The sequence below is a fragment of the Micromonospora globbae genome (assembly GCF_003610785.1).
Taxonomy (GTDB): Bacteria; Actinomycetota; Actinomycetes; order Mycobacteriales; family Micromonosporaceae; genus Micromonospora; species Micromonospora globbae.
The window spans coordinates 43,567-64,159 of record NZ_RAQQ01000008.1 but is presented as its reverse complement, the minus strand read 5'-3'; the positions used below and the strand labels follow the sequence as shown (position 1 = coordinate 64,159).

Below are 20,593 nucleotides of genomic sequence, written 5' to 3'. Positions count from 1 at the left end.
GACGGTGCGCGGATGGAGGGAATGGCATGCGTAGGACCGTGGGTGTGGCCGCGGCGTCGGCCGTGGTGGTGTTCGCCGCCGGCTGCGGTGGCGGCGGGCCCCAGTCGGGCGGGGACCAGAAGCTGACCGGCGACAAGATCGTGCTGGGCGTGCTCAACGACCAGTCCGGGGCGTACTCCGAGCTGTCCGGCCGGAACTCGGTCACGGCCGTGGAGATGGCCGTGGCCGACTTCAAGGCGAAGTACGGCGACAGGGCGGTGACGAAGAACATCACCGTGGAGACCGCCGACCACCAGAACAAGCCCGACATCGCCAACACCAAGGCCGCCGAGATGTACGACCGCAAGGGCGTCGACCTCATCCTCGACGTGCCCACCTCGTCGGCGGCGCTCAAGGTGGCCGACGTGGCCAAGGAGAAGAAGAAGCTCTACTTCAACATCGGCGCCGCCACCACCGACCTGACCGGCAAGAGCTGCAACAAGTACACGTTCCACTACGCGTACGACACGTACATGCTGGCCAACGGCACGGGCACGGTGACCACCGAGCAGGTGGGGAAGAACTGGTACATCCTGTACCCGAACTACGCCTTCGGCCAGGACATGGAGAAGAGCTTCTCCGCGGCCATCACGGCCGCCGGCGGGAAGGTCGTCGGCAAGGACGGGGCGCCGTTCCCCAACACCAGCGGCGACTTCTCCACGTTCCTGCTCAAGGCCCCCACGCTGAACCCGAAGCCGGACGTGCTCGGCACCATGCAGGCCGGCGCCGAGCTGGTGAACGTGGTGAAGCAGTACAACGAGTTCAAGCTGCGGGACAAGGGCGTCGGCCTCGCCGTCGGCCTCATGTTCATCACCGACATCCACTCGCTCACCCCCGCCGCGCTGGCCGGCACGACCTACACCGACGCGTGGTACTGGAACTTCGACGAGCAGAACCGGGCGTTCGCCGACCGCTTCCAGTCCGAGACCGGCACCCGGCCGTCGTTCGCGCACGCGGCCAACTACTCGGCCGCCCTGCAGTACCTGGAGGCCGTGCAGGCCGCCGGCACCGACGACGCGGACACGATCGTCAAGGGACTGGAGGGCAAGGAGGTCAACGACGTCTTCCTGCGCAACGGCAAGATCCGCGCCGAGGACCACCGGGTCATCCACGACGCGTACCTCGCCCAGGTGAAGCCGCAGTCCGAGGTCACCGAGCCGTGGGACTACGTGAAGGTGCTCGAGACCATCCCGGCGGCGGAGGCGTTCGCCGCCCCGTCCCCGGACTGCACGCTGTGACAGGCTTCCTGCAGAACACGTTCAACGGGTTGGTGAGCGGGGCGTTCTACGCCCTGCTCGCCCTCGGGCTCGCCGTCATCTTCGGCATGCTGCGGGTGGTCAACTTCGCCCACGGCGCCTTCTACATGCTCGGCGCGTTCGGCGCGTACGTCCTGCTCACCGAGGCGGGCGTGCCGTTCTGGGCGGCGCTGGTCATCGTGCCGGTCGGCCTGGGGCTGCTCGGCATGGCGCTGGAACGGGCGTTCATCCACCGGCTCACCCGGCTCGACCCGCTCTACAACTTCCTGCTCACGTTCGGGCTGACGCTCATCCTCCAGGACCTCGTGAAGCTGCGGTACGGCGTCCAGTCCAGCCCGTACGCCACCCCGTCGGCCCTCGGCGGCTCGGTGAACCTCGGGCTGTTCGACTTCCCGACGTACCGGGTCTTCATCCTCGGCTTCGCCGTGCTGGTCTGCGTCGCGGTGTGGTGGCTGCTCAGCCACACCCGGCTCGGCATGGTGGTGCGGGCCGCCACCGAGCGGCCCGAACTCACCCGGGCGTTCGGCATCAACGTGGGCCGCTGGGTCACCCCGGTCTTCGGCTTCGGCATCGGCCTGGCCGGCCTGGCCGGGGTGCTGGCCGCCCCCATGCGCGCCGTCAACCCGCTCATGGGCGCCGACCTCATCATCGTGGTGTTCGCGGTGGTCGTCATCGGCGGGCTCGGCTCGATCTTCGGCTCGGTGGCCGCCGGGTTCGGCATCGGCCTCGTGCAGGCCTGGGGCGAGGCGTACCTCTCGGACTTTCCGATCGTGTCCCAGACCGTCGTGTTCGTCGTGATGGCCGTCGTGCTGCTCTGGCGCCCGGCCGGGCTCTTCGGCCGTGAGGAGGCACCGGCATGACCAGCACCGTCGACACCCCGGCCGACGCCACCCGCCCGGCACCGCCGTCCGGCCTGCTCACCGTGGCCCGCGCGCCCGGCTGGGTCCGGTACGCGCTGCTCGCCGCCGGCCTGATCGCCGCGCTCTGGCTGCCCAACGGGCTCTACCCGGCGGTGGCCGTGGACATCCTCTGCTGGGCGCTCTTCGCCGTCGCCGTGGACCTGCTGCTCGGCTTCACCGGGCTGATGTCCTTCGGCCACGCCGCCTTCTGGGGCGCCTCGGCGTACGTCACCGGGCTCGTCGCGATCCACGCCGGCCTGCCGTTCCCGGCGGCCGTCCTGGCCGGGGCGCTCGCCGCCGCGGTGCTCGCCGTGCCGATCGGCTACCTGGCCGTGAAGCGCACCGGCATCTACTTCGCCATGGTCACGCTGGCGTTCGCGCAGATGGTCTACTACGTGGCCAACGAGTGGCGCTCGGTCACCCGCGGCGAGAACGGCCTGCAGGGCGTGCCGCGGTCCCTCTTCGGCCTGGACCTCTCCGACGACTACTACTTCTACTACGCGATGCTGCCGATCGTGCTGCTCGGCCTCGCCGCCGCCTGGCGGATCGTGCACTCGCCGTTCGGGCGGGTGCTCGTCGGCATCCGCGACAACCCGGCGCGGGCCCGGGCGCTCGGCTACCCGGTCCACCGCTACAAGCTCACCGCGTTCGTGCTGTCCGGGTTCATCGCCGGGCTCGGCGGCGGGCTGTTCGCCGTGGGGCACCGCTTCGTCTCCCTCGACGTGCTGCACTGGACCACGTCCGGCAAGGCCGTCGTCGTCGTGGTGCTCGGCGGGATCGGCACGCTCTGGGGCGGGGTGCTCGGCGCGGCCCTCGTCGTACGCCTGGAGGACTGGCTGTCGTTCTCGAACTTCGAGGCGATCGGCCTGGTCACCGGCGGGATCTTCGTCCTCGTCGTGCTGCTGTTCCGGCGTGGCATCTGGGGCAGCGCCGAGGCGCTGGCCCGACGCTGGTGGACGTCCCGGAAACGGTGAGGTTGGCGGCGGTCGGTGGACACGACGATGGCCGGCACCCCGAGGGGTGCCGGCCATCGTGTCGTTGTCAGCTGTTCCAGTACTGGGCGACCAGGTCGGCGGCCTGCTGCTCCCACTGGGCGTAGGCGTCCGGGTAGGCCGACACCTGCACCGTCTGCGCGGCGTCGGTCAGCGGCATGTCCTGCCAGCCGTCGACCTGCTTCAGACCCTTCAGGAACGCCATCGTCGAGTACTCCGGATCGGTGATCTGCTCCGGCGTACCCCAACCCGAACTCGGGCGCTGCTGGAACAGGCCCAGCGAGTCGTGGTCGTTGGCGTCACCCAGGTGGCCCAGGTTCTCCAGCTTCGACTCCTGCAGGCTCGTCGCGATCGCGATGACCGCCGCCCGCTCGTCCATACCGGACTTCTTCGTCGCCGCGATGATCGCCTTGACGTTCGCGACCTGCTCGTCGTTCAGCTCGATACGCGACTGCGCACCCTGGGTGCCGTGCGGGATCAGCTTCGCCGTGTCCACGCCCGGCTTGTCCGCCTGCACGACCGCCACCGGCCGCGCGTCGACCGCGTGGTGGCCGCTGGTGTGGGCCGCGATCGGGCCACCGACCACGCCACCGGCGAACGCCAGACCAGCGATACCGAGCACGCTCTTACGCAGGATCGTGTTCATGATGAAAGCTCCTCGGGGGTGAAGGTCCACGCCCGTTCGGGGGATCGGGGCGTGGATCTCGGGGGACGAGCACACGGGGGTGCTCGAAGGGGGGAAAGTCTCGGGGTTCCGCGGCGCGTGGTGGGCGGGGGTGCCGCACCGGGCCGGGTCCGTGTCCAACGACCCGGGGCCGGTCGTCATTCCCGGCGCGAGGCCGGGTGACGCGACGCCCTACCGGGGCCGTGGATCGGTGTTCAACGGCCGGCGGCCGGCCATCATTCCCGGGACCTCACCTGTGCCGGCGGGCCACCGGGGCCGGGGGCCTGCTGCCTCGGCCGTCAGGGGTGTTCAACGACCCCGGCCCGCCCACGATTCCGGCCCCAGGGTGCCACCGACCACACCCCAAACCACCCAGAGGGCCACCGGCTGACACCGCAAACCACTCAGAACCGGACACCAGGCGATCGGTCGCCTGCGAGGTCCGTTGGCGCTGGCCGGCTCCTTCAGAGCTGAGTCGTCTACGACATCACCCGGCCGCCCGCAGGCGCGTTCCGCGCGTTCCGCGCGTTCCGCGCGGTCTTCGGCCAGCCCCCGCCCACACGGCCCTGTCCACCAGCCCCGTCGATCATGAAGTTATTGCCGCGACACGCCGTCGACGAGGGCAATAACTTCATGATCACCGGGGCGGGGGGCGACCGTGATTCGCGCCATCGCGACCCCCGTGGACCCGCGAAAGCCCATGGCGCCCGTTCGGCCGTGGCTGCTGCCTCCCCCGGGCGGAGGCGTGACGGCGGACACAAACGATACGGACCTGTTCCGTATCGTTAATCGCGGTCGTAGGCTGACCGCAGTTTCGAGTCTGACCCGTATCGTATTTCACGGTCGGGGAACCGGGGGGAATGACGGACATGGAGATCCGCGACAACACGGGCCACCCGAGGAGGTGGGCGATCCTGGGAGTGCTGGTGATCAGCCTCCTCGTGGTCGTCCTCGACAACACGATCCTGAACGTCGCGCTGCGGACGCTCGCCGACCCGGTGCACGGGCTGGGCGCCAGCCAGGGCGAGCTGGAGTGGGCGATCAACTCGTACACCCTGGTCTTCGCCGGACTGCTCTTCACCTTCGGCGTGCTGGGCGACCGTGCCGGGCGCAAGCGGTTCCTGCTGATCGGCCTCGTGCTGTTCGGCCTGTCGTCGCTGCTGTCGGCGTACGCCCAGAGCCCGGCCCAGCTGATCGGCGCCCGCGCCCTCATGGGCATCGGCGGCGCGGCGATCATGCCGGTGACGCTCTCGATCATCTCGAACGTCTTCGACCCGCGCGAGCGGGGGCGCGCGATCGGCGTCTGGGCCGGCGCCGTGGGCCTGGCCGTGGCGATCGGCCCGGTCCTCGGTGGTGCGCTGCTGGAGCGCTACTGGTGGGGTTCGGTCTTCCTCATCAACGTGCCGGTCGTCGCGCTCGGCGTGATCCTGGTGGCCCTGCTGGTGCCCGAGTCGCGGGACCCGAACCCGGGCCGTGTCGACGTGTTCGGCGTGGTGCTGTCGGTGGTCGGCCTCGTCGCGTTGACGTACGGCATCATCGACGGCGGCGAGCACGGTTTCGGTCGCCCGGTGGTGTGGGCGGCGATCGTGGGCGGCCTGGCGGTGCTGGCCTGGTTCGTGGCGGTCGAGCGGCGCAGCGACCACCCGTCGCTGGACGTCCGGCTGTTCAAGGTGCCGCAGTTCGCCGCGCCGGTGGCCATCGTCGGCCTGATCTTCTTCGCGGCGATGGGCGTGCTGTTCTTCAGCTCCTTCTACCTGCAACTGGTCCGCGGCTACAGCCCGCTGGAGACCGGTCTGCTCTTCCTGCCGTTCGCCGGCGCCCAGCTGATCTTCGCGCCGCGCAGCGCGGCGATGGTCCGGCGGTACGGCGGCAAGGCGGTGGCGGCGGTCGGGCTGGCGTTGACCGTGGTCTCGCTCGGCGCGTTCGCGTTCGTCGACGCGCAGACTCCGATCTGGATCGTGCTGGTCTTCTACTTCATCCAGGGCGTGGGCATGGCCAACATCATGCCGCCGGCCACGGAGTCGATCATGTCGGCGCTGCCCCGGGAGAAGGCCGGCGTCGGCTCGGCGGTCAGCAACACGATCCGGCAGGTCGGGGGCGCGCTGGGCGTGGCGGTGCTCGGCTCGGTGCTCTCGGCCGTCTACCGCTCCGACGTCGGGTCGGCCCTGACCGGCCTGCCGGCGGGAGCGCGGGACACGGCGAACGAGTCCATCTCCGGCGCGTACGCCGTGGCCGGCCAGCTCGGGCCGGCGGCGCCGAAGCTGCTCGCGGCGGCCAACGACTCCTTCGTCACCGCCATGCACTGGGCCGCGGCGCTGTCCGCGCTGGTCGCTGCGCTCGGCATCGTCGTGGCGCTGCGCTGGCTGCCGGGACGGGCGACCACCTCGGTGCGGGAGGTCACGACGGCCGAGCCGGAGTTGGCCGGCACCGCTTAGGTTCGGCGACAATGTCCGACATGACGTCCCACGCCGATGCTCCGCGGTCGCCCGGTCGGCCGCGGAGCACCCGCGCCGACGAGGCGATCATCGATGCCACCCTCGACCTGCTCGCCGAGGGCACCACCGTCGAGGCGCTCTCGATCGAGGCGATCGCCAGCCGCGCCGGCGTGGGCAAGGCGACGATCTACCGCCGCTGGCCGGGCAAGGACGCCCTCCTGCGGGACGCCCTGAGCATCCTCAAGGGCGTCCCACCGGAGCCGGCCGGCCGCTCCGTCCGCGACGACCTGGTGCTGCTCCTCGGCACGGTGGGCCGCAACGCCGACCCGCGCGCCGAGAAGATCATGCCCTGCCTGCTGCCCGAGGTGAACCGCACGCGGGACCGCTACGAGCTCTACCAGGGCGTCATCGAGCCCCGGCGGGCGCGGCTGCGGGAGGTGCTGCACCGGGGTGTACGCACCGGCGAGCTTCGCGCCGACCTCGACATCGAGCTGGCCCTCGCGTTGCTGACCGGCCCGATGCTGATCCAGCGGGTGCTGCGCTGGCATCCCGAACTGGACGACACGGTGCTGCCGGAGCGAGTGGTCGACGCGGTCCTGGAGGGCATCCGAGCCCGCTGACCGACCGCGTCCGGCTGACCCGGCGGGGCGGCGGCGAGCCCGGCGACGGCCCTTCGCGGCCCTCAGCGGGCCCCGGCGACGGCCCGTCGCGGCCCTCAGCGGGCGGGGGAGCGCAGGCGGTGCAGGCGCAGCGCGAGCTGTACCTCCAGCGCCCGCTCGGGCTTCTGCCAGTCGGCACCGAGCAGCTGCCCGACCCGCTCCAGCCGCTGCGTCACGGTGTTCACGTGGACGTGCAGCTGCTCGGCGGCGCGGGCCAGGCTGCCGCCCACACCGAAGTAGGCCTCCAGCGTCCGGACCAGCGCGGTACCGCGCCGCGCGTCGTAGTCGATCACCGGTCCGACGGTGGTGGTGAGGAACCGCTCCACGTCCCGGTCGCCGCCGTCGCCGACCGCGCCGAGCAGCAGCCCGACGAAGCCCAGCTCGGCCGTGCTGGCGCCCTCGCCGGCCCGGCCGAGCGCGCCGAGCGCCGTGAGGCAGCGGTTCGCCTCGTGGAACGCCACCGCCAGCGACGCGGGCCCGGTCGACGGGCCGCTCGCCCCGGCGGTCACCGGCCGGCCGGTCACCCGGGACAGGTCCCGGGCCACCGCGCGGGCGCTGGCGCCGGCGTCCTGGCCGGGGAGCATGAGCACCACGCGGCCGTCGCGGGCCGCGGCGAGCCCGCCGCGGGTCGAGGCGTACGTGGTGGCCCAGGAGAGCACCCGCTGCCGGGCCGAGCCGGTCGCGGCGATCGCGTCGTCGCCGACCGCCACGAGCACGTGCGGTGCGTCGAGGTCCACGCCGAGACGGCGGGCGCGGCTGCGCAGGGCGTCGGCGTCGCGCAGCGGCCGGGCGATGAGGTCGTCGAGCAGCTCGCCGCGTACCCTCCCTTCGGCCTCGGCGACCGTACGGCGGAACAGCAGCAGCAGCGCCGTCACCAGGGCGGCCCGCTCCAGGATCCGCTGGTCGGCGTCAACCAGCTCCTCGTCGGGGCGCAGCACCAGCGCGCCCAGGTTCTCCGCGCCGGCCACGACGGCCGCGTACCAGAGCGACCCCCGCCGCACGCTGCGCCCCTCGGTGCGGGACGCGGCCACCGCCTCGACGATGTCCGCCCGGTCCGGCTCCTCTATCTCGCCGACGCGGGCCAGCAACCGCCCCTCGGCGTCCAGCGCGAGCAGCGCCCCGCCGAGCACGTCGGTCACCGCGGCGGCCACGTCCTCCACCCCGCCGCCCCGCAGCACCAGGGCGGTCATCCGGTCGTGGGCGGACGCCGCCCGCTCCACCGAGCTGCTGTGGGCGCGGATCGTGGTGTTGGCGGCCGACAGCTCGGCCAGCGCCGAGCGGGTCTCCGTGAGCAGCCGCGCCGTGTCGATCGCCACCGCCGCGTGGGCGGCCAGCGAGACCAGCAGGGCCACCTCCTCCCGGGCGAACGGCCGCGCGGAGCGGTTGGCCGCGTAGAGGACGCCGATCGACGTGGAGCCGAGCCGCAGCGGCACCCCGAGGATGGCGACGAGCCCCTCCTCGCGTACGCCCGCGTCGATCTCACCGGTGTGGTGGAAGCGCTCGTCCTCGGCGTAGTTCGCCGTCACGTACGGCGCGCCGGACTGGGCCACGAGCCCGCCGAGCCCGGCGCCCATCGGCAGCCGCAGCCGTTGGAAGCGGGCGGAGACGGAGCCGTCGGTGACGCGCATGTACGTGTCGCCGCGCTCGTCGTCGTTGAGGGTCATGTACGCCACGTCGGCGCCGAGCAGGTTCCGCGCCCGGTGCACGATGGCCCGCAGCACGTCGTCCAGGTCGCGCAGGCCCGCCAGGTCGCTGGCCGTGTCGTACAGCCCGGACAGCTCGATCTCCCGGCGGCGCCGGCGTTCCAGCAGCGCGCGGACCCGCAGCGCCACCGTCTTCGCCTGTTCCAGCTCGGCGAGCTGGTCGGCGGGGAGGCCGGCGGCGCGGGCGGCGACGAGCGGTCCCTCGAACTCGACCGCGGCCGCCTCCCGGGCGAGCAGTTCGAGGAACTCCACCGGCGAGGACACGACGCCCATTGTGCGCGGGGCCACTAGCTCGCCGTCCAGCCCCCGTCGAGGGCGATCGACGCGCCGGTGATGAAGTCCGCCGGCGGGGAGCAGAGGTACGCCATCAGCTCGGCGACCTCCTCCGGCTCGATCAGCCGCTTGATGGCCGCGCGGGCCAGCATGATCTTCTCGACGACCTCGGACTCCGCGATGCCGTGGGTCGCCGCCTGGTCGGCGATCTGGCTCTCCACGAGGGCGGTGCGCACGTACGCCGGGTTGATGCAGTTGGCGGTGACACCGTGGGCGGCGCCCTCCATCGCGACCACCTTCGACAGCCCTTCGAGGGCGTGCTTGGCGGAGACGTACGCGGACTTGTACGGCGAGGCGCGCAGCCCGTGCACCGAGGAGATGTTGACGATCCGGCCCCAGCCGCGGGCGTACATGTGCGGCAGTGCCCGCCGGATGATCAGGAACGGCGCCTCCACCATGACCCGGTGCAGGTAGGCGAACCGTTCGGCGGGGAAGTCCGGCACCGCGGCGACGTGCTGCAACCCGGCGTTGTTCACCACGATGTCCACGTCCGTGTCGATCCGGTCCACCGCCTCGGCGTCGGCCAGGTCGACGCCCTCGGCCCGGCCGCCGGTCTCGGCGGCCACCGCCTTGGCCGCCTCGACGTTGCGGTCCACCACGAGGACGGCCGCTCCGGCCGCCGCCAGCCGCAGGGCGCAGGCCCGGCCGATGCCACCGCCACCCCCGGTGACCAGGGCGGTCCGACCGGTGAGGTCGACGTTCACGACGTGGGGGACCGCCACGGGTTCTGCCGTCATGGCGCACAAAGTTACGAGCTGTGTGGCCGGGCGCACATGGGGCGGTGACACATACTCGACCCCCAGGGTGTGTGGGAGCACGGCACTTCGTCGGGCCGGTCCGCCGGCGGGAGGCGATGTCGGTGGACGGAGGCGTCCCGGCGTGTCCCGTGGGGAGGGTGTCACCGGGCATCGGTAGGGTGTCGAACACACGTACTGCCGACGGTTGGGGGAGGAGGCGGCGTGCGCGTGCTCGGCATCGACCCCGGGCTGACCCGGTGTGGGGTCGGCGTGGTCGAGGGTGTGCCCGGCCGTGCCTGCACCCTGGTCGCGTACTACGTGGTCTACACCGACCCGGCCGACGAGCTGCCGGTCCGCCTGCTGCACCTGGACCGCTCGCTGACCGAGCTGGTGGCCGAGCACCGGCCGGAGAGCGTGGCGGTGGAGCGTGTGTTCAGCCAGCACAACGTCCGCACCGTGATGGGCACCGCCCAGGCCAGCGGGATCGCCGTGCTCGCCGGGGCGCGCGCCGGGCTGCCCGTGCAGACGTACACGCCGAGCGAGGTGAAGGCGGCCGTGACCGGCTCGGGTCAGGCCGACAAGGCGCAGATGACGGCCATGGTCACCCGGCTGCTGCGGCTCCCCGAGCCGCCCCGGCCGGCCGACGCCGCGGACGCGCTGGCCCTGGCCATCTGCCACATCTGGCGCGGCGGTACGCGTTCGAAGCTCGCCGCCGCGGCCGACCGGGCCCGACGAGGAGGAGTCAGATGATCGCCAGTGTGCGTGGCGTGGTGACGGCGACCGGTCCCGACCAGGCCGTCATCGAGGTCGGCGGGGTGGGCCTGGCGGTGCACTGCGCGCCGTCCACCCTGGCCGAGCTGCGGGTCGGCCAGCCGGCCCGGCTGGCCACCAGCCTGGTCGTCCGGGAGGATTCGCTCACCCTCTACGGGTTCGCCGACGACGACGCCAAGCAGCTGTTCGAGCTGCTGCAGACCGCCAGCGGGGTGGGGCCGCGGCTGGCGCAGGCGGTGCTGGCCGTGCACACGCCCGACGCGGTGCGCAAGGCCATCGCCAACGCCGACACGGCCGCGCTGACCCGGGTGCCCGGCATCGGCAAGAAGGGCGCCGAGCGTCTGGTGCTGGAGCTGCGCGACCGGATCGGCCCGGTGCCGGTGGGCGCCGACGGCGCGGCCGGTGTCACCGGCGGCTCCTGGCCCGACCAGGTGCGCCAGGCGCTCGTCGGGCTCGGGTGGACGGCCGCGCAGGCCGACCAGGCCGTGGCGGCGGTCGCCGAGACCGTCGACGGGCCGACCCCGCCCGTGCCGGTGCTGCTCAAGCAGGCCATCCGGCTGCTGGGCCGCACCCGATGACCGGCGACGGCCTCGTCTCGGCGTACGTCAACGAGGAGGACCGGGACGCCGAGGCCAGCGTGCGCCCGAAGCGGCTGGCCGACTTCATCGCGCAGGACCGGGTCCGCGACCAGCTCGACCTGCTGCTGAAGGGCGCGATGCGGCGCGGCAGCCCGCCCGACCACATCCTCCTGTCGGGCCCGCCCGGGCTGGGCAAGACCAGCCTCGCCAACATCGTCGCCGCCGAGCTGGGCTCGGGCATCCGCGTGACCAGCGGCCCGGCCATCGAGCGGTCCGGTGACCTGGCCGCCATCCTGACCAGCCTCGCCGAGGGCGACGTCCTGTTCATCGACGAGATCCACCGGATCGCCCGGCCGGCGGAGGAACTCCTCTACAGCGCCATGGAGGACTTCCGCGTCGACGTGGTGGTCGGCAAGGGCCCGGGCGCCACGGCGATCCCGCTCGACGTGGAGCCGTTCACCCTGGTGGGCGCGACCACCCGGTCCGGCCTGCTGACCGGCCCGATGCGGGACCGGTTCGGTTTCGTGGCCCACCTCGACTTCTACTCGCCGCAGGATCTCGAGGCGTTGCTGCACCGTTCGGCGCGGATCCTCGGTGTGCCGATCACCGACGACGGCGCCGCGGAGATCGCCGGCCGGTCCCGGGGCACCCCACGGATCGCCAACCGGCTGCTGCGCCGGGTCCGCGACTTCGCCGAGGTCCGGGCCGACGGCGTGGTCACCCGGGAGACCGCCCGGGCGGCTCTCACGGTGTACGACGTGGACGCGCTCGGCCTCGACCGGCTGGACCGGGCCGTGCTCACGGCGCTGGTCGACTCGTTCCGGGGCGGCCCGGTCGGCCTGTCCACGCTCGCCGTGGCCGTGGGGGAGCAGCCGGACACGGTGGAGGAGGTGTGCGAGCCGTTCCTGGTCCGGGCCGGGCTGCTGGCCCGTACGCCCCGGGGGCGGGTGGCGACCGAAGCCGCCTGGCGGCACCTCGGCCGTACGCCCCCGAATGGTACATTTGGTGCCGATAACCCTTCCGCGCCCGATCTGTTCTCGACCGCGCCCGATGAGCCGTGATCCGAACGTGATCTGCGCCGCATTCGGCGTTCCCAGGTGCAGGGATTAGACTCGCCGCGGTCTGTACAGGACGTGAGAATCCGCCTCCGCTCCGGCGCGCCCGCGCCCGGTGTGGGGCCAATGGGAAGGTCTAACAGCGTGCATTACGCACAATCGGCAGGCGGGGCCGGCAGTCTGACGCCGATCCTGATGATCGTGCTGCTCTTCGGTGTCATGTACTTCATGATGATCCGCCCGCAGCAGAAGCGTCGCCGGGAGGCCGAGGCCATGCAGGCCGCGCTCTCCCCGGGCGACGAGGTGGTCACGATCGGCGGGCTCTACGGCACGGTCACCGGCGTGGACGACGAAACCGTCCTGCTCGAGGTCGCCCCCGGCGTGCAGACCCGGTACGCACGGCCGGCCATCGCCCGGGTGGTCACCCGGGCCGAGCTTCCGGCCACCCCGGCGAACGAGGACGCGGACACCGTCAAGGAGTGACCCGCCGCCCACCCCGACGGTCGTCCGCCGGGGCGGGGCAGCGGACGCGCCGGGCCCGCGCGGGACAGCGGGCGCGACGCAACAACTGGATAGTCGGGTCGACGCCGGGCGTCGGCACACCTCCGTGACCGGTCGGCGCACCCGTGCCGTCCGCGGGAGCGCGGTGCCGCGTCCCGCGTCGGGCCCGGGTGGACCCGTCGGCCGGCGACCCCGGCCGACACCGTCGCCGCGGGGGCGGCGGCGCGACCGTTACAGGGAGACAGGACAGCCGTGGCACCACCTCAGGGACAGATGCGCCCCGGACGGCAGTTGGCCGTGCTGGCGGGCATCTTCGTCGTCCTCTACCTTCTGGTGTTCTTCTCTGGCGGCGCCAGCGGCAGCTTCAAGGACCGGCTCGAGCCCCGGCTCGGCCTGGACCTGATCGGCGGCACGCGGCTGACGCTCGAGGCGAAGAACACCGTCAACGGCCAGGCCCCGACGGCGGAGAACCTCGAAGAGGCCCGCCAGATCATCGAGAACCGGGTCAACGCGTTCGGTGTGGCCGAGGCCGAGGTGGTCACCGAGGGCAACCGGAACATCGTGATCTCCCTGCCCGGTGAGAACCGGGACCTGACCGACGTGGGCAGCCCGGCCGAGCTGCGCTTCCGCAAGGTGCTCAAGGCCGCCGACGGCAGCGGTGCGGTGCCCGCGCCGGCGCCGACGCCGTCGGCCAGCGCGAGCCCGGCCCCGTCGGGCAGCGCGTCGCCGAGCGCCACCGCCTCGCCGAGCGCCAGCGCCTCCGCGAAGGCCACCGCCTCCCCGTCCGGCGGGCAGGGCGGCATGGCGCCGGCGCCGAGCGCCAGCGCCAGCGCCACCCCGAGCCCGTCCGCGTCGGCGAGCGCGTCCGCCTCGCCCTCGGCGAGCGCCAGCGAGGCGCCGGTGCCCGCGAGCATCGAGGAGCAGCGCAAGGCCGTCGAGCAGAAGGTGGGGGCGGCCGCCTGGACGGCCGCCAGCGGCCTGCAGGCTCCCGCGGATCTCTCCGACCCGGCGACGGCCGAGAAGCTCAAGCCGTTCAGCACGCTGAGCCCGCAGGAGGTCGCCGTCCTGCCGGCGACCATGCAGTTCAACGTGCCGACGATCAGCTGCGCCCAGCTCGACGACCGGCCGCCGGCCTCGATCTCGGACCCCAACCAGCAGGTCGTGGCCTGTGAGGGTGGCGCCGCGAAGTACCTGCTCGACAAGGCGAAGGTGCTGGGCACCGACGTCGACGACGCCAGCGCGGTGCTCGACACGACCAACAGCTGGGTGGTCAGCCTGAACTTCACCGGCGACGGCCAGAAGAAGTGGACCGACCTGACCCGCGAGTCGTTCAACAACGACGGCAACGCCTGCGAGGCCGCCGCCCTCGGCCCGGACGGCAAGTGCCGCGTGGCCGTCGTGCTCGACAACGAGATCATCTCCTCGCCGGAGATCCAGGGCGTCCTCACCGGCGACTCGCAGATCACCGGCAGCTTCACCCAGAAGGACGCCAGCACGCTGGCCAGCCAGCTCCGCTACGGCGCGCTGCCGGCGACCTTCGAGGCGCAGGAGCAGCAGAACGTCTCCGCCACCCTGGGCGCCAGCCACCTGCGGGCCGGTCTGCTCGCGGCCGGCATCGGCATGCTGCTGGTCATCATCTACGCGTTCTTCTACTACCGCCTGCTCGGCTCGGTGATCTTCCTGAGCCTGCTGCTCTCCGCGCTGCTGGTCTTCGGCGCGCTCGTGGTGCTCGGGCGGACCATCGGGTTCACGCTGACGCTCGCCGGTATCGCGGGCTTCATCGTCTCGCTCGGTGTGGCCGCCGACTCGTTCGTCATCTACTTCGAGCGGTTGAAGGACGAGATCCGGGAGGGCCGCAGCCCGCGTAGCGCGGTTCCGCGGGCCTGGGCGCGTGCCCGCCGTACGATCATCTCGGCCAACGCGATCTCGATCCTCGCGGCCGTGGTGCTCTACATCGTGTCGGTCGGCACGGTGAAGGGCTTCGCCTTCGCCCTCGGCCTCGCCACGGTGCTCGACCTGGTCGTGGTGTTCCTCTTCCGGCACCCGATCATGACGATGTTCGCGCGGACGCGCGCGTTCCTCTCGCCGCGGGTCAGCGGCCTCGGCCGCATCCTGCACTCGGCCGAGACCGAGCAGGCCACCACCCGCCCGTCCCGTGTGAAGGAGGCCTGACATGGCCCGCAGCGGTCTGGCCACCCGCCTCTACCGGGGCGAGGCCGGTCTCAACATCATCGGCAAGCGCAAGCTCTGGTTCTCGGTGGCCGGCCTGCTCGTGCTCGTCGCGGTGCTGAGCTTCGCCTTCCGGGGCTTCACCCTCGGCATCGAGTTCGAGGGCGGCAACTCGTTCCAGGTGCCGGCCAGCGTCGGCACGCTGAACCAGACCGAGGACCGGGTCAACACGATCCTCGGTGACGAGGCCGGCGGGGCCGCCGTGGAGTCGGCCCAGCGGGTCGGCGGCGCCGGCGGCGAGTTCTACGAGTTCCGCACCGCCGTGCTCACCTCCGACCAGGCGAACGCCGTGAAGGCCGCGCTGGCCCAGGAGTTCAACCTCGACGAGGACCAGATCAGCGCGAACCAGGTCAGCGCGGCCTGGGGCGGCCAGTACACCGAGCGCGCACTGCTCGGTCTGGTCATCTTCATCGCGCTGGTGATGCTCTACCTGATCATCCGGTTCGAGTGGCGGATGGCGGTCGGCGCGGTCTCCTCGCTGCTGCTCAACCTCGTCCTCACGGCGGGCGTCTACTCGCTGGTCGGGTTCGAGGTCACGCCGTCGACGATCATCGGGTTCCTCACCATCCTGGGCTTCGCCCTCTACGACGTCGTCGTGGTGTTCGACAAGGTCCAGGAGAACACCCGGGGCATCACGGCGAACAACAACCAGACGTACGGCGAGGCCGCGAACCTGGCCATCAACCAGACCCTCATGCGGTCGATCAACACGAGCCTCGTGGCGCTGCTGCCGGTCGGTGGTTTGCTCTTCATCGGCGTCCCGCTCGGCGCCGTCACCCTGCAGGACCTGGGCCTGGTGCTCTTCGTCGGCATGCTCGTGGCGGTCTGCTCGTCGGTCTTCTTCGCCACGCCGGTGCTCTCCCTGCTCAAGGACTACGAGCCGCGGATCCAGGCGCACACCAAGCGCGTCCTGGCCCGGCGCGGCGCCATCGCCCGTGGCGAGCTGAGCCCGAAGGGCACCCCGCGTCCGGCCGCCGGCCGCGAACCCGCCGACGTGGAGGCCGCCGCGCTGGCCGGCGCCGCCCCGAAGGTGGGCGCGCGTCCCACGGGCAAGCGGCCGACCGGCACCCGGGGTGGGCGTCCGGGCGGCGGTGGGAACCGGCCGGGCGGGAAGCGCCGCTGACGGTCGACCGGGGCCGACCCGGTCGGAGACGACCTGACGGCGTCCTGCATGCTGTGCGAGCAGCACGCAGGACGCCGTCGTCGTCGGAAGGGAGACGGGAGCTGCCGTGACGGAGACCCACAGCGCCGAGGTGCGCGGTGACAGCGGCGAGGCCACGGCCCGCCTGGTGGCCAGCCGGGTGCTGGACGTGCCCGACTTCCCCAAGCCCGGGGTGGTGTTCAAGGACCTGATGCCGCTCTTCGCCGACGGCGAGGCGTTCCGCGAGGTGATCGACGGCATCGTCGCGTACCACGGGCGGGACACGTTCGACACCGTGGTCGGCATCGAGGCGCGCGGCTTCGTGGTGGCGGCCGCGATCGCGTACGCCGCCGGGGTCGGCGTCGTGCCGGTCCGCAAGGCGGGCAAGCTGCCCCGCGCCGCCTACGCGGCGTCCTACGAGCTGGAGTACGGCGAGGCGACGCTGGAGGTGCACCAGGACGCGTTCACCGCCGGCCACCGGGTGCTCGTGGTCGACGACGTGCTCGCCACCGGCGGCACCGCGGCGGCCACCCTGGACCTCGTCGAGCGGGCCGGCGGCACGATCGCCGGCTTCACGGTGCTGCTGGAGCTGAGCTTCCTGGGCGGCCGGCAGCGGCTCGCGCCCCGTCCGGTCCATGCCCTGCTGACCGTTTGACACCGGCGACCGTCGGACGGACCCGGCCCGGTCCGTCCGGCGGAGCGGCAGGGCACCGTCCGTGCGGGTAGCATTGCCCTTTGCTGACGCCGACGGTGAGCCGTCCGGCGGCGGCGCGAGACCAGGCCGACCGGACGGTCGGCGTGATTCCGGCGAGCGGTGAGGAGGCCGGTGTCCCACGATGTCGTCCCTCCGGTGGAGGGCACGGTGCACCCGACAGGCGACGCGAACGGCTCGGTGACCGACCGGAACGGCGGCGCGACGGCCCGGGTGAAGGGCTCTGGCAACGGCACGGCCGGCACCGCCGACGGCGCCCGGTCCCACCCGACCCGTCCCACCGCCGACGTCGTGGTCCCGCTGCGCGACGGCGCGGGGGAGCCGGCGCCGAGCGCCGGGTTCGCGCTCGCGAGCGCGCCCACCGGGCGGCGGGTGCGGGCACGTCTGGCCCGCTTCAACGCGCCCTGGCAGACCTCCCAGGTGAGCGAGGTGCTCGAACCGCTCATCGCCCTGCACCGGGAGAACCACCCGAAGGCCGACGCGCGGCTGCTCCAGCGCGCGTTCGACACGGCGGCGCGGTGGCACTCCGGGCAGTACCGCAAGTCCGGCGACCCGTACATCACGCACCCGCTCGCGGTGGCGACCATCCTGGCCAATCTCGGGATGGACACCACCACGCTGGTCGCGGCGCTGCTGCACGACACGATCGAGGACACGGAGTACACGCTCGACCAGATGCGCGCCGACTTCGGCGGCGAGGTGGCGTTGCTCGTCGACGGGGTCACCAAGCTCGACAAGGTGAAGCTGGGCGACGCGGCCAAGGCCGAGACCATCCGCAAGATGGTGGTGGCCATGGCCAAGGACCCGCGGGTGCTGGTCATCAAGCTCGCCGACCGGCTGCACAACATGCGGACCCTGACCTTCCTGCCCCGGCCGAAGCAGGAGCAGAAGGCGAAGGAGACGCTGGAGATCCTCGCTCCGCTGGCCCACCGGCTCGGTATGAACACGATCAAGTGGGAGCTGGAGGACCTGGCGTTCGGGACGCTGTTCCCGAAGCGGTACGAGGAGATCAACCGGCTCATCGGGGAGCACCAGCCGCAGCGCGAGGCGCTGCTGCGCCAGGTCACCCAGAAGGTCGGCACGGACCTGAAGGCCGCCAAGATCAAGGCCGAGGTGACCGGCCGGCCGAAGCACCTCTACTCGATCTACCAGAAGATGATCGTGCGGGGGCGCGACTTCAACGACATCTACGACCTGGTCGGGGTGCGGATCCTGGTCGACACGGTGCGCGACTGCTACGCGGCGCTGGGCGTGATCCACGCGAACTGGCAGCCGGTGCCGGGGCGGTTCAAGGACTACATCGCCATGCCCAAGTTCAACATGTACCAGTCGTTGCACACGACGGTCATCGGGCCCACCGGCAAGCCGGTGGAGATGCAGATCCGCACGTACGCGATGCACCGCACGGCCGAGTTCGGCATCGCCGCGCACTGGAAGTACAAGGAGCAGAAGGGCGCCCAGATCGTCGGCCCGCCCGCGCACATCGACGAGATGACGTGGCTGCGGCAGCTGCTGGACTGGCAGCGGGAGGCGGCGGACCCGAGCGAGTTCCTCGACGCGCTGCGCTTCGACCTGTCCAGCCAGGAGGTGTACGTCTTCACCCCGAAGGGTGACGTCATCCCGCTGCCGACCGGGTCGACGCCGGTGGACTTCGCGTACGCGGTGCACACCGAGGTCGGGCACAAGTGCATCGGGGCGCGGGTCAACGGCAAGCTGGTGCCCCTGGAGTCGACGCTGTCCAACGGCGACGTGATCGAGATCTTCACGTCGAAGTCCGACACGGCCGGCCCCACGCAGGACTGGCTCGGCTTCGTGAAGAGCCCGCGGGCCCGTACGAAGATCCGCCAGTACTTCAACAAGGAGCGGCGCGAGGAGGCGATCGAGGCCGGCAAGGACGCGATCGTCAAGGCGATGCGCAAGCAGGGCATGCCGCTGCAGCGGATGCTCACCTCCGACGCGCTCATGGCGATCGCCCGGGACCTGCACCTCGCCGACGTCGCCTCGCTCTACGCGGCGGTCGGCGACAGCCAGGTCAGCGCGCAGTCCGTGGTGCAGAAGCTCATGGCGTCGTACGGCGGCGAGGAGGGCGCGGCGGAGGACATCGCCGAGACCGCCGTCGCCACCCGGCCGCCGCGCAGCCGGGCCAGCAGCCACGATCCCGGTGTGGTGGTCCGCGGCGTCAGCGACGTCTGGATCAAGCTGGCGCGCTGCTGCACGCCGGTCCCGCCGGACGCGGTCTTCGGCTTCGTCACCCGCTCCGGCGGGGTGAGCGTGCACCGGGACGACTGCGCCAACGCCGAGGACCTGAAGGCGCAGAGCGAGCGGGTGGTCGAGGTGAGCTGGAAGCTCACGTCCGCCTCGACGTTCCTCGTGGCCATCCAGGTCGAGGCGCTCGACCGGCACAAGCTGCTGGCCGACGTGACCCGGGTGCTCTCCGACGAGCGGGTCAACATCCTCTCCGCCACGGTCACCACCACCCGGGACCGGGTGGCGGTGAGCCGGTTCAGCTTCGAGATGGCCGACCCGAAGCACCTCGGCCACCTGCTGGCCGCGGTCCGCAAGGTGGACGGCGTCTTCGACGCCTACCGAGTGACCTCCGGCGCCTGACACTCCCCGCGCCCGGGGTGTGCCGGCACGAGTGCCCCCACGAAGGCGTGCCCGAGCGCGCTACAGCCCCGCCGATCTTGCACTTCTGGCCCCTGGCTTGGGCGGAAATGCCCCTTTCGTCGGGGCACAAAGTGCAAGATCGCGGAGGTCTGTGGGTCGCGGGCGCGTGCCCCCGCGCGCGCGTGCGAGCTACGGCCTCGTCGATCTTGCAGTTCTGGCCCCTGGCTTGGGTAGATGTGCCCCTTTTGCCGGGGCGCAAAGTGCAAGATCGCGGGGAGCCCATGGGGCCACGGGGCCAGGGGGTTCCGGTTCTGGGGTACTTCCGGGGGGTTTACGTGAAGGCGCCCGTCGGTCCAGGGGGCCGGCGGGCGCCTTCACGTGGTGCGTGGGAGGCTCAGCCGCCCTGCGGAGCGCTCATCGTCAGCTTGTTGATGACGATCTCCTTCTTCGGGTGGCCGCCACCGGCCTGCTGCGCGAAGGCCCCGTCGTCGCCGGCCTTGGCCACGTCCTTGACGATGTCCAGGCCGCCGGTGATCGTGCCGAGCACCGTGTAGTTCGGGTCCAGCGGCGAGTCGCCGTAGACGATGAAGAACTGGCTGCCCGTGCTGCCCGGCTGCCCCGAGTTGGCCATGGCGATCACGCCCTCCGGGTACGGGGGCCGCTTGTCGGTCGGCAGGTTCTCCTCGGCCATCCGGTAGCTCGGGCCGCCGGTGCCGTCGGTCTCCCGCCAGCCCTTGCCGGTCGCGCTCGGGTCACCGCACTGGAGCACCTTGATGCCTTCGGTGACCAGCCGGTGGCACTTGGTGTTGTCGAAGAAGTTCTTCTCGGCCAGGTGGGTGAAGCTGCCCGCCGTGCACGGCACCTCGGAACGGTCGATGTGCGCGGTGATCTGCCCCAGGTTGGTGTCGATCGTCATCGTCTGGGTGCCGGTGTTCGACTGCTGGTTGGCCGGCAGCCCGACGTCCTTGATCTCCTTGATCCGCTGGTCGGAGGGGATCTCCACGTAGGCGCACTGGGACATGCCCGGCGCCGCGGCGTCGGTGCCGGTGGTGTCGTCGTCACCGCCCAGGCTGGTGGCGAGCCAGATGGTGCCGGCCACCACGAGCAGGAGGGCGAGACTCGCCCCGACGATCGCCTGGGTCTGCCGGCGCTTGCGGGCCCGGGCCGCGCGCTCGGCCATCTCCTTCTCGAGCCGGGCACGTGCCGCCGCGCGCTGCCGCTCTCTGGTGGACGTCACGCCTGGATCCTCCTGGGGCTGTCTGTCTGGGCCGCTGGGTGCCAT

17 protein-coding genes are annotated in these 20,593 nt (G+C 72.0%); 13 read left to right on the top strand and 4 right to left on the bottom strand.

Annotated features, from left to right (window positions below; genetic code table 11):
* The first annotated feature begins 26 nt into the window (after positions 1-26).
* The 3 genes from D7I43_RS12885 to D7I43_RS12875 are packed head-to-tail and all read left to right on the top strand — an operon-like array spanning position 27 to position 3,168.
* Positions 27-1,277 carry an ABC transporter substrate-binding protein gene (locus D7I43_RS12885; protein WP_120328715.1) on the top strand — a complete coding sequence of 417 codons (1,251 nt, stop codon included), beginning with the start codon at positions 27-29 and terminating at the stop codon, positions 1,275-1,277.
* Entirely contained in the window at positions 1,274-2,155 is an 882-nt protein-coding gene (locus tag D7I43_RS12880) for a branched-chain amino acid ABC transporter permease (RefSeq protein WP_120328714.1), read from the top strand. Before D7I43_RS12885 ends, D7I43_RS12880 begins: the two co-directional genes overlap by 4 nt.
* Positions 2,152-3,168, top strand: coding sequence for a branched-chain amino acid ABC transporter permease (locus D7I43_RS12875; protein WP_120328713.1), 1,017 nt, complete (start codon positions 2,152-2,154; stop codon positions 3,166-3,168). Before D7I43_RS12880 ends, D7I43_RS12875 begins: the two co-directional genes overlap by 4 nt.
* Positions 3,169-3,235: 67 nt before the next feature.
* Here the strand turns inward: D7I43_RS12875 and D7I43_RS12870 are convergent, their stop codons facing one another.
* Positions 3,236-3,832, bottom strand: coding sequence for a hypothetical protein (locus tag D7I43_RS12870; RefSeq protein WP_120328712.1), 597 nt, complete (start codon positions 3,830-3,832; stop codon positions 3,236-3,238).
* A gap of 887 nt (positions 3,833-4,719) precedes the next feature.
* Here D7I43_RS12870 and D7I43_RS12865 point away from each other — a divergent pair.
* Entirely contained in the window at positions 4,720-6,285 is a 1,566-nt protein-coding gene (locus D7I43_RS12865) for an MFS transporter (protein ID WP_120328711.1), read from the top strand.
* 11 nt (positions 6,286-6,296) lie between these two features.
* On the top strand, positions 6,297-6,905 hold the full coding sequence (locus tag D7I43_RS12860) for a TetR/AcrR family transcriptional regulator (RefSeq protein ID WP_120328710.1): 609 nt from the start codon (positions 6,297-6,299) through the stop codon (positions 6,903-6,905).
* Between the two features lie 95 nt (positions 6,906-7,000).
* On the opposite strand, the gene D7I43_RS12855 is transcribed toward D7I43_RS12860, so the two are convergent.
* Positions 7,001-8,920 carry a helix-turn-helix domain-containing protein gene (locus D7I43_RS12855; RefSeq protein ID WP_120328709.1) on the bottom strand — a complete coding sequence of 640 codons (1,920 nt, stop codon included), beginning with the start codon at positions 8,918-8,920 and terminating at the stop codon, positions 7,001-7,003.
* 14 nt (positions 8,921-8,934) lie between these two features.
* Entirely contained in the window at positions 8,935-9,717 is a 783-nt protein-coding gene (locus D7I43_RS12850) for a 3-hydroxybutyrate dehydrogenase (protein ID WP_120328708.1), read from the bottom strand.
* 222 nt (positions 9,718-9,939) lie between these two features.
* Between D7I43_RS12850 and ruvC the strand changes: the two genes are divergently transcribed.
* From ruvC to D7I43_RS12810, 8 genes are all read left to right on the top strand, one after another.
* On the top strand, positions 9,940-10,467 hold the full coding sequence (ruvC, locus tag D7I43_RS12845) for a crossover junction endodeoxyribonuclease RuvC (RefSeq protein ID WP_120328707.1): 528 nt from the start codon (positions 9,940-9,942) through the stop codon (positions 10,465-10,467).
* Positions 10,464-11,066 (top strand): Holliday junction branch migration protein RuvA, encoded by a 603-nt coding sequence (ruvA, locus tag D7I43_RS12840; RefSeq protein WP_120328706.1) that lies wholly within the window; start codon positions 10,464-10,466, stop codon positions 11,064-11,066. Before ruvC ends, ruvA begins: the two co-directional genes overlap by 4 nt.
* Positions 11,063-12,127 (top strand): Holliday junction branch migration DNA helicase RuvB, encoded by a 1,065-nt coding sequence (gene ruvB / locus D7I43_RS12835; protein WP_120328705.1) that lies wholly within the window; start codon positions 11,063-11,065, stop codon positions 12,125-12,127. The genes ruvA and ruvB overlap by 4 nt, the downstream gene beginning before the upstream one ends.
* 138 nt (positions 12,128-12,265) lie before the next feature.
* The gene (gene yajC / locus D7I43_RS12830) at positions 12,266-12,604 is read left to right on the top strand and encodes a preprotein translocase subunit YajC (protein ID WP_240032936.1); all 339 of its coding nucleotides are present in this window, start codon (positions 12,266-12,268) and stop codon (positions 12,602-12,604) included.
* A gap of 270 nt (positions 12,605-12,874) precedes the next feature.
* Positions 12,875-14,794: a protein translocase subunit SecD gene (gene secD, locus D7I43_RS12825; protein ID WP_192902139.1), complete on the top strand. Its 1,920-nt coding sequence runs from the start codon at positions 12,875-12,877 to the stop codon at positions 14,792-14,794.
* Between the two features lies 1 nt (position 14,795).
* Positions 14,796-15,974, top strand: coding sequence for a protein translocase subunit SecF (gene secF, locus D7I43_RS12820; protein WP_120328702.1), 1,179 nt, complete (start codon positions 14,796-14,798; stop codon positions 15,972-15,974).
* Between the two features lie 106 nt (positions 15,975-16,080).
* Positions 16,081-16,647 carry an adenine phosphoribosyltransferase gene (locus tag D7I43_RS12815; RefSeq protein WP_120328701.1) on the top strand — a complete coding sequence of 189 codons (567 nt, stop codon included), beginning with the start codon at positions 16,081-16,083 and terminating at the stop codon, positions 16,645-16,647.
* Positions 16,648-16,842: 195 nt separating this feature from the next.
* On the top strand, positions 16,843-19,311 hold the full coding sequence (locus D7I43_RS12810; RefSeq protein ID WP_192902147.1) for a RelA/SpoT family protein: 2,469 nt from the start codon (positions 16,843-16,845) through the stop codon (positions 19,309-19,311).
* A 394-nt stretch (positions 19,312-19,705) separates the two neighbouring features.
* Here D7I43_RS12810 and D7I43_RS12805 read toward each other — a convergent pair whose 3' ends face one another.
* A complete protein-coding gene (locus D7I43_RS12805; protein WP_120328699.1) occupies positions 19,706-20,593 on the bottom strand; it encodes a peptidylprolyl isomerase in 888 nt (295 codons plus the stop codon).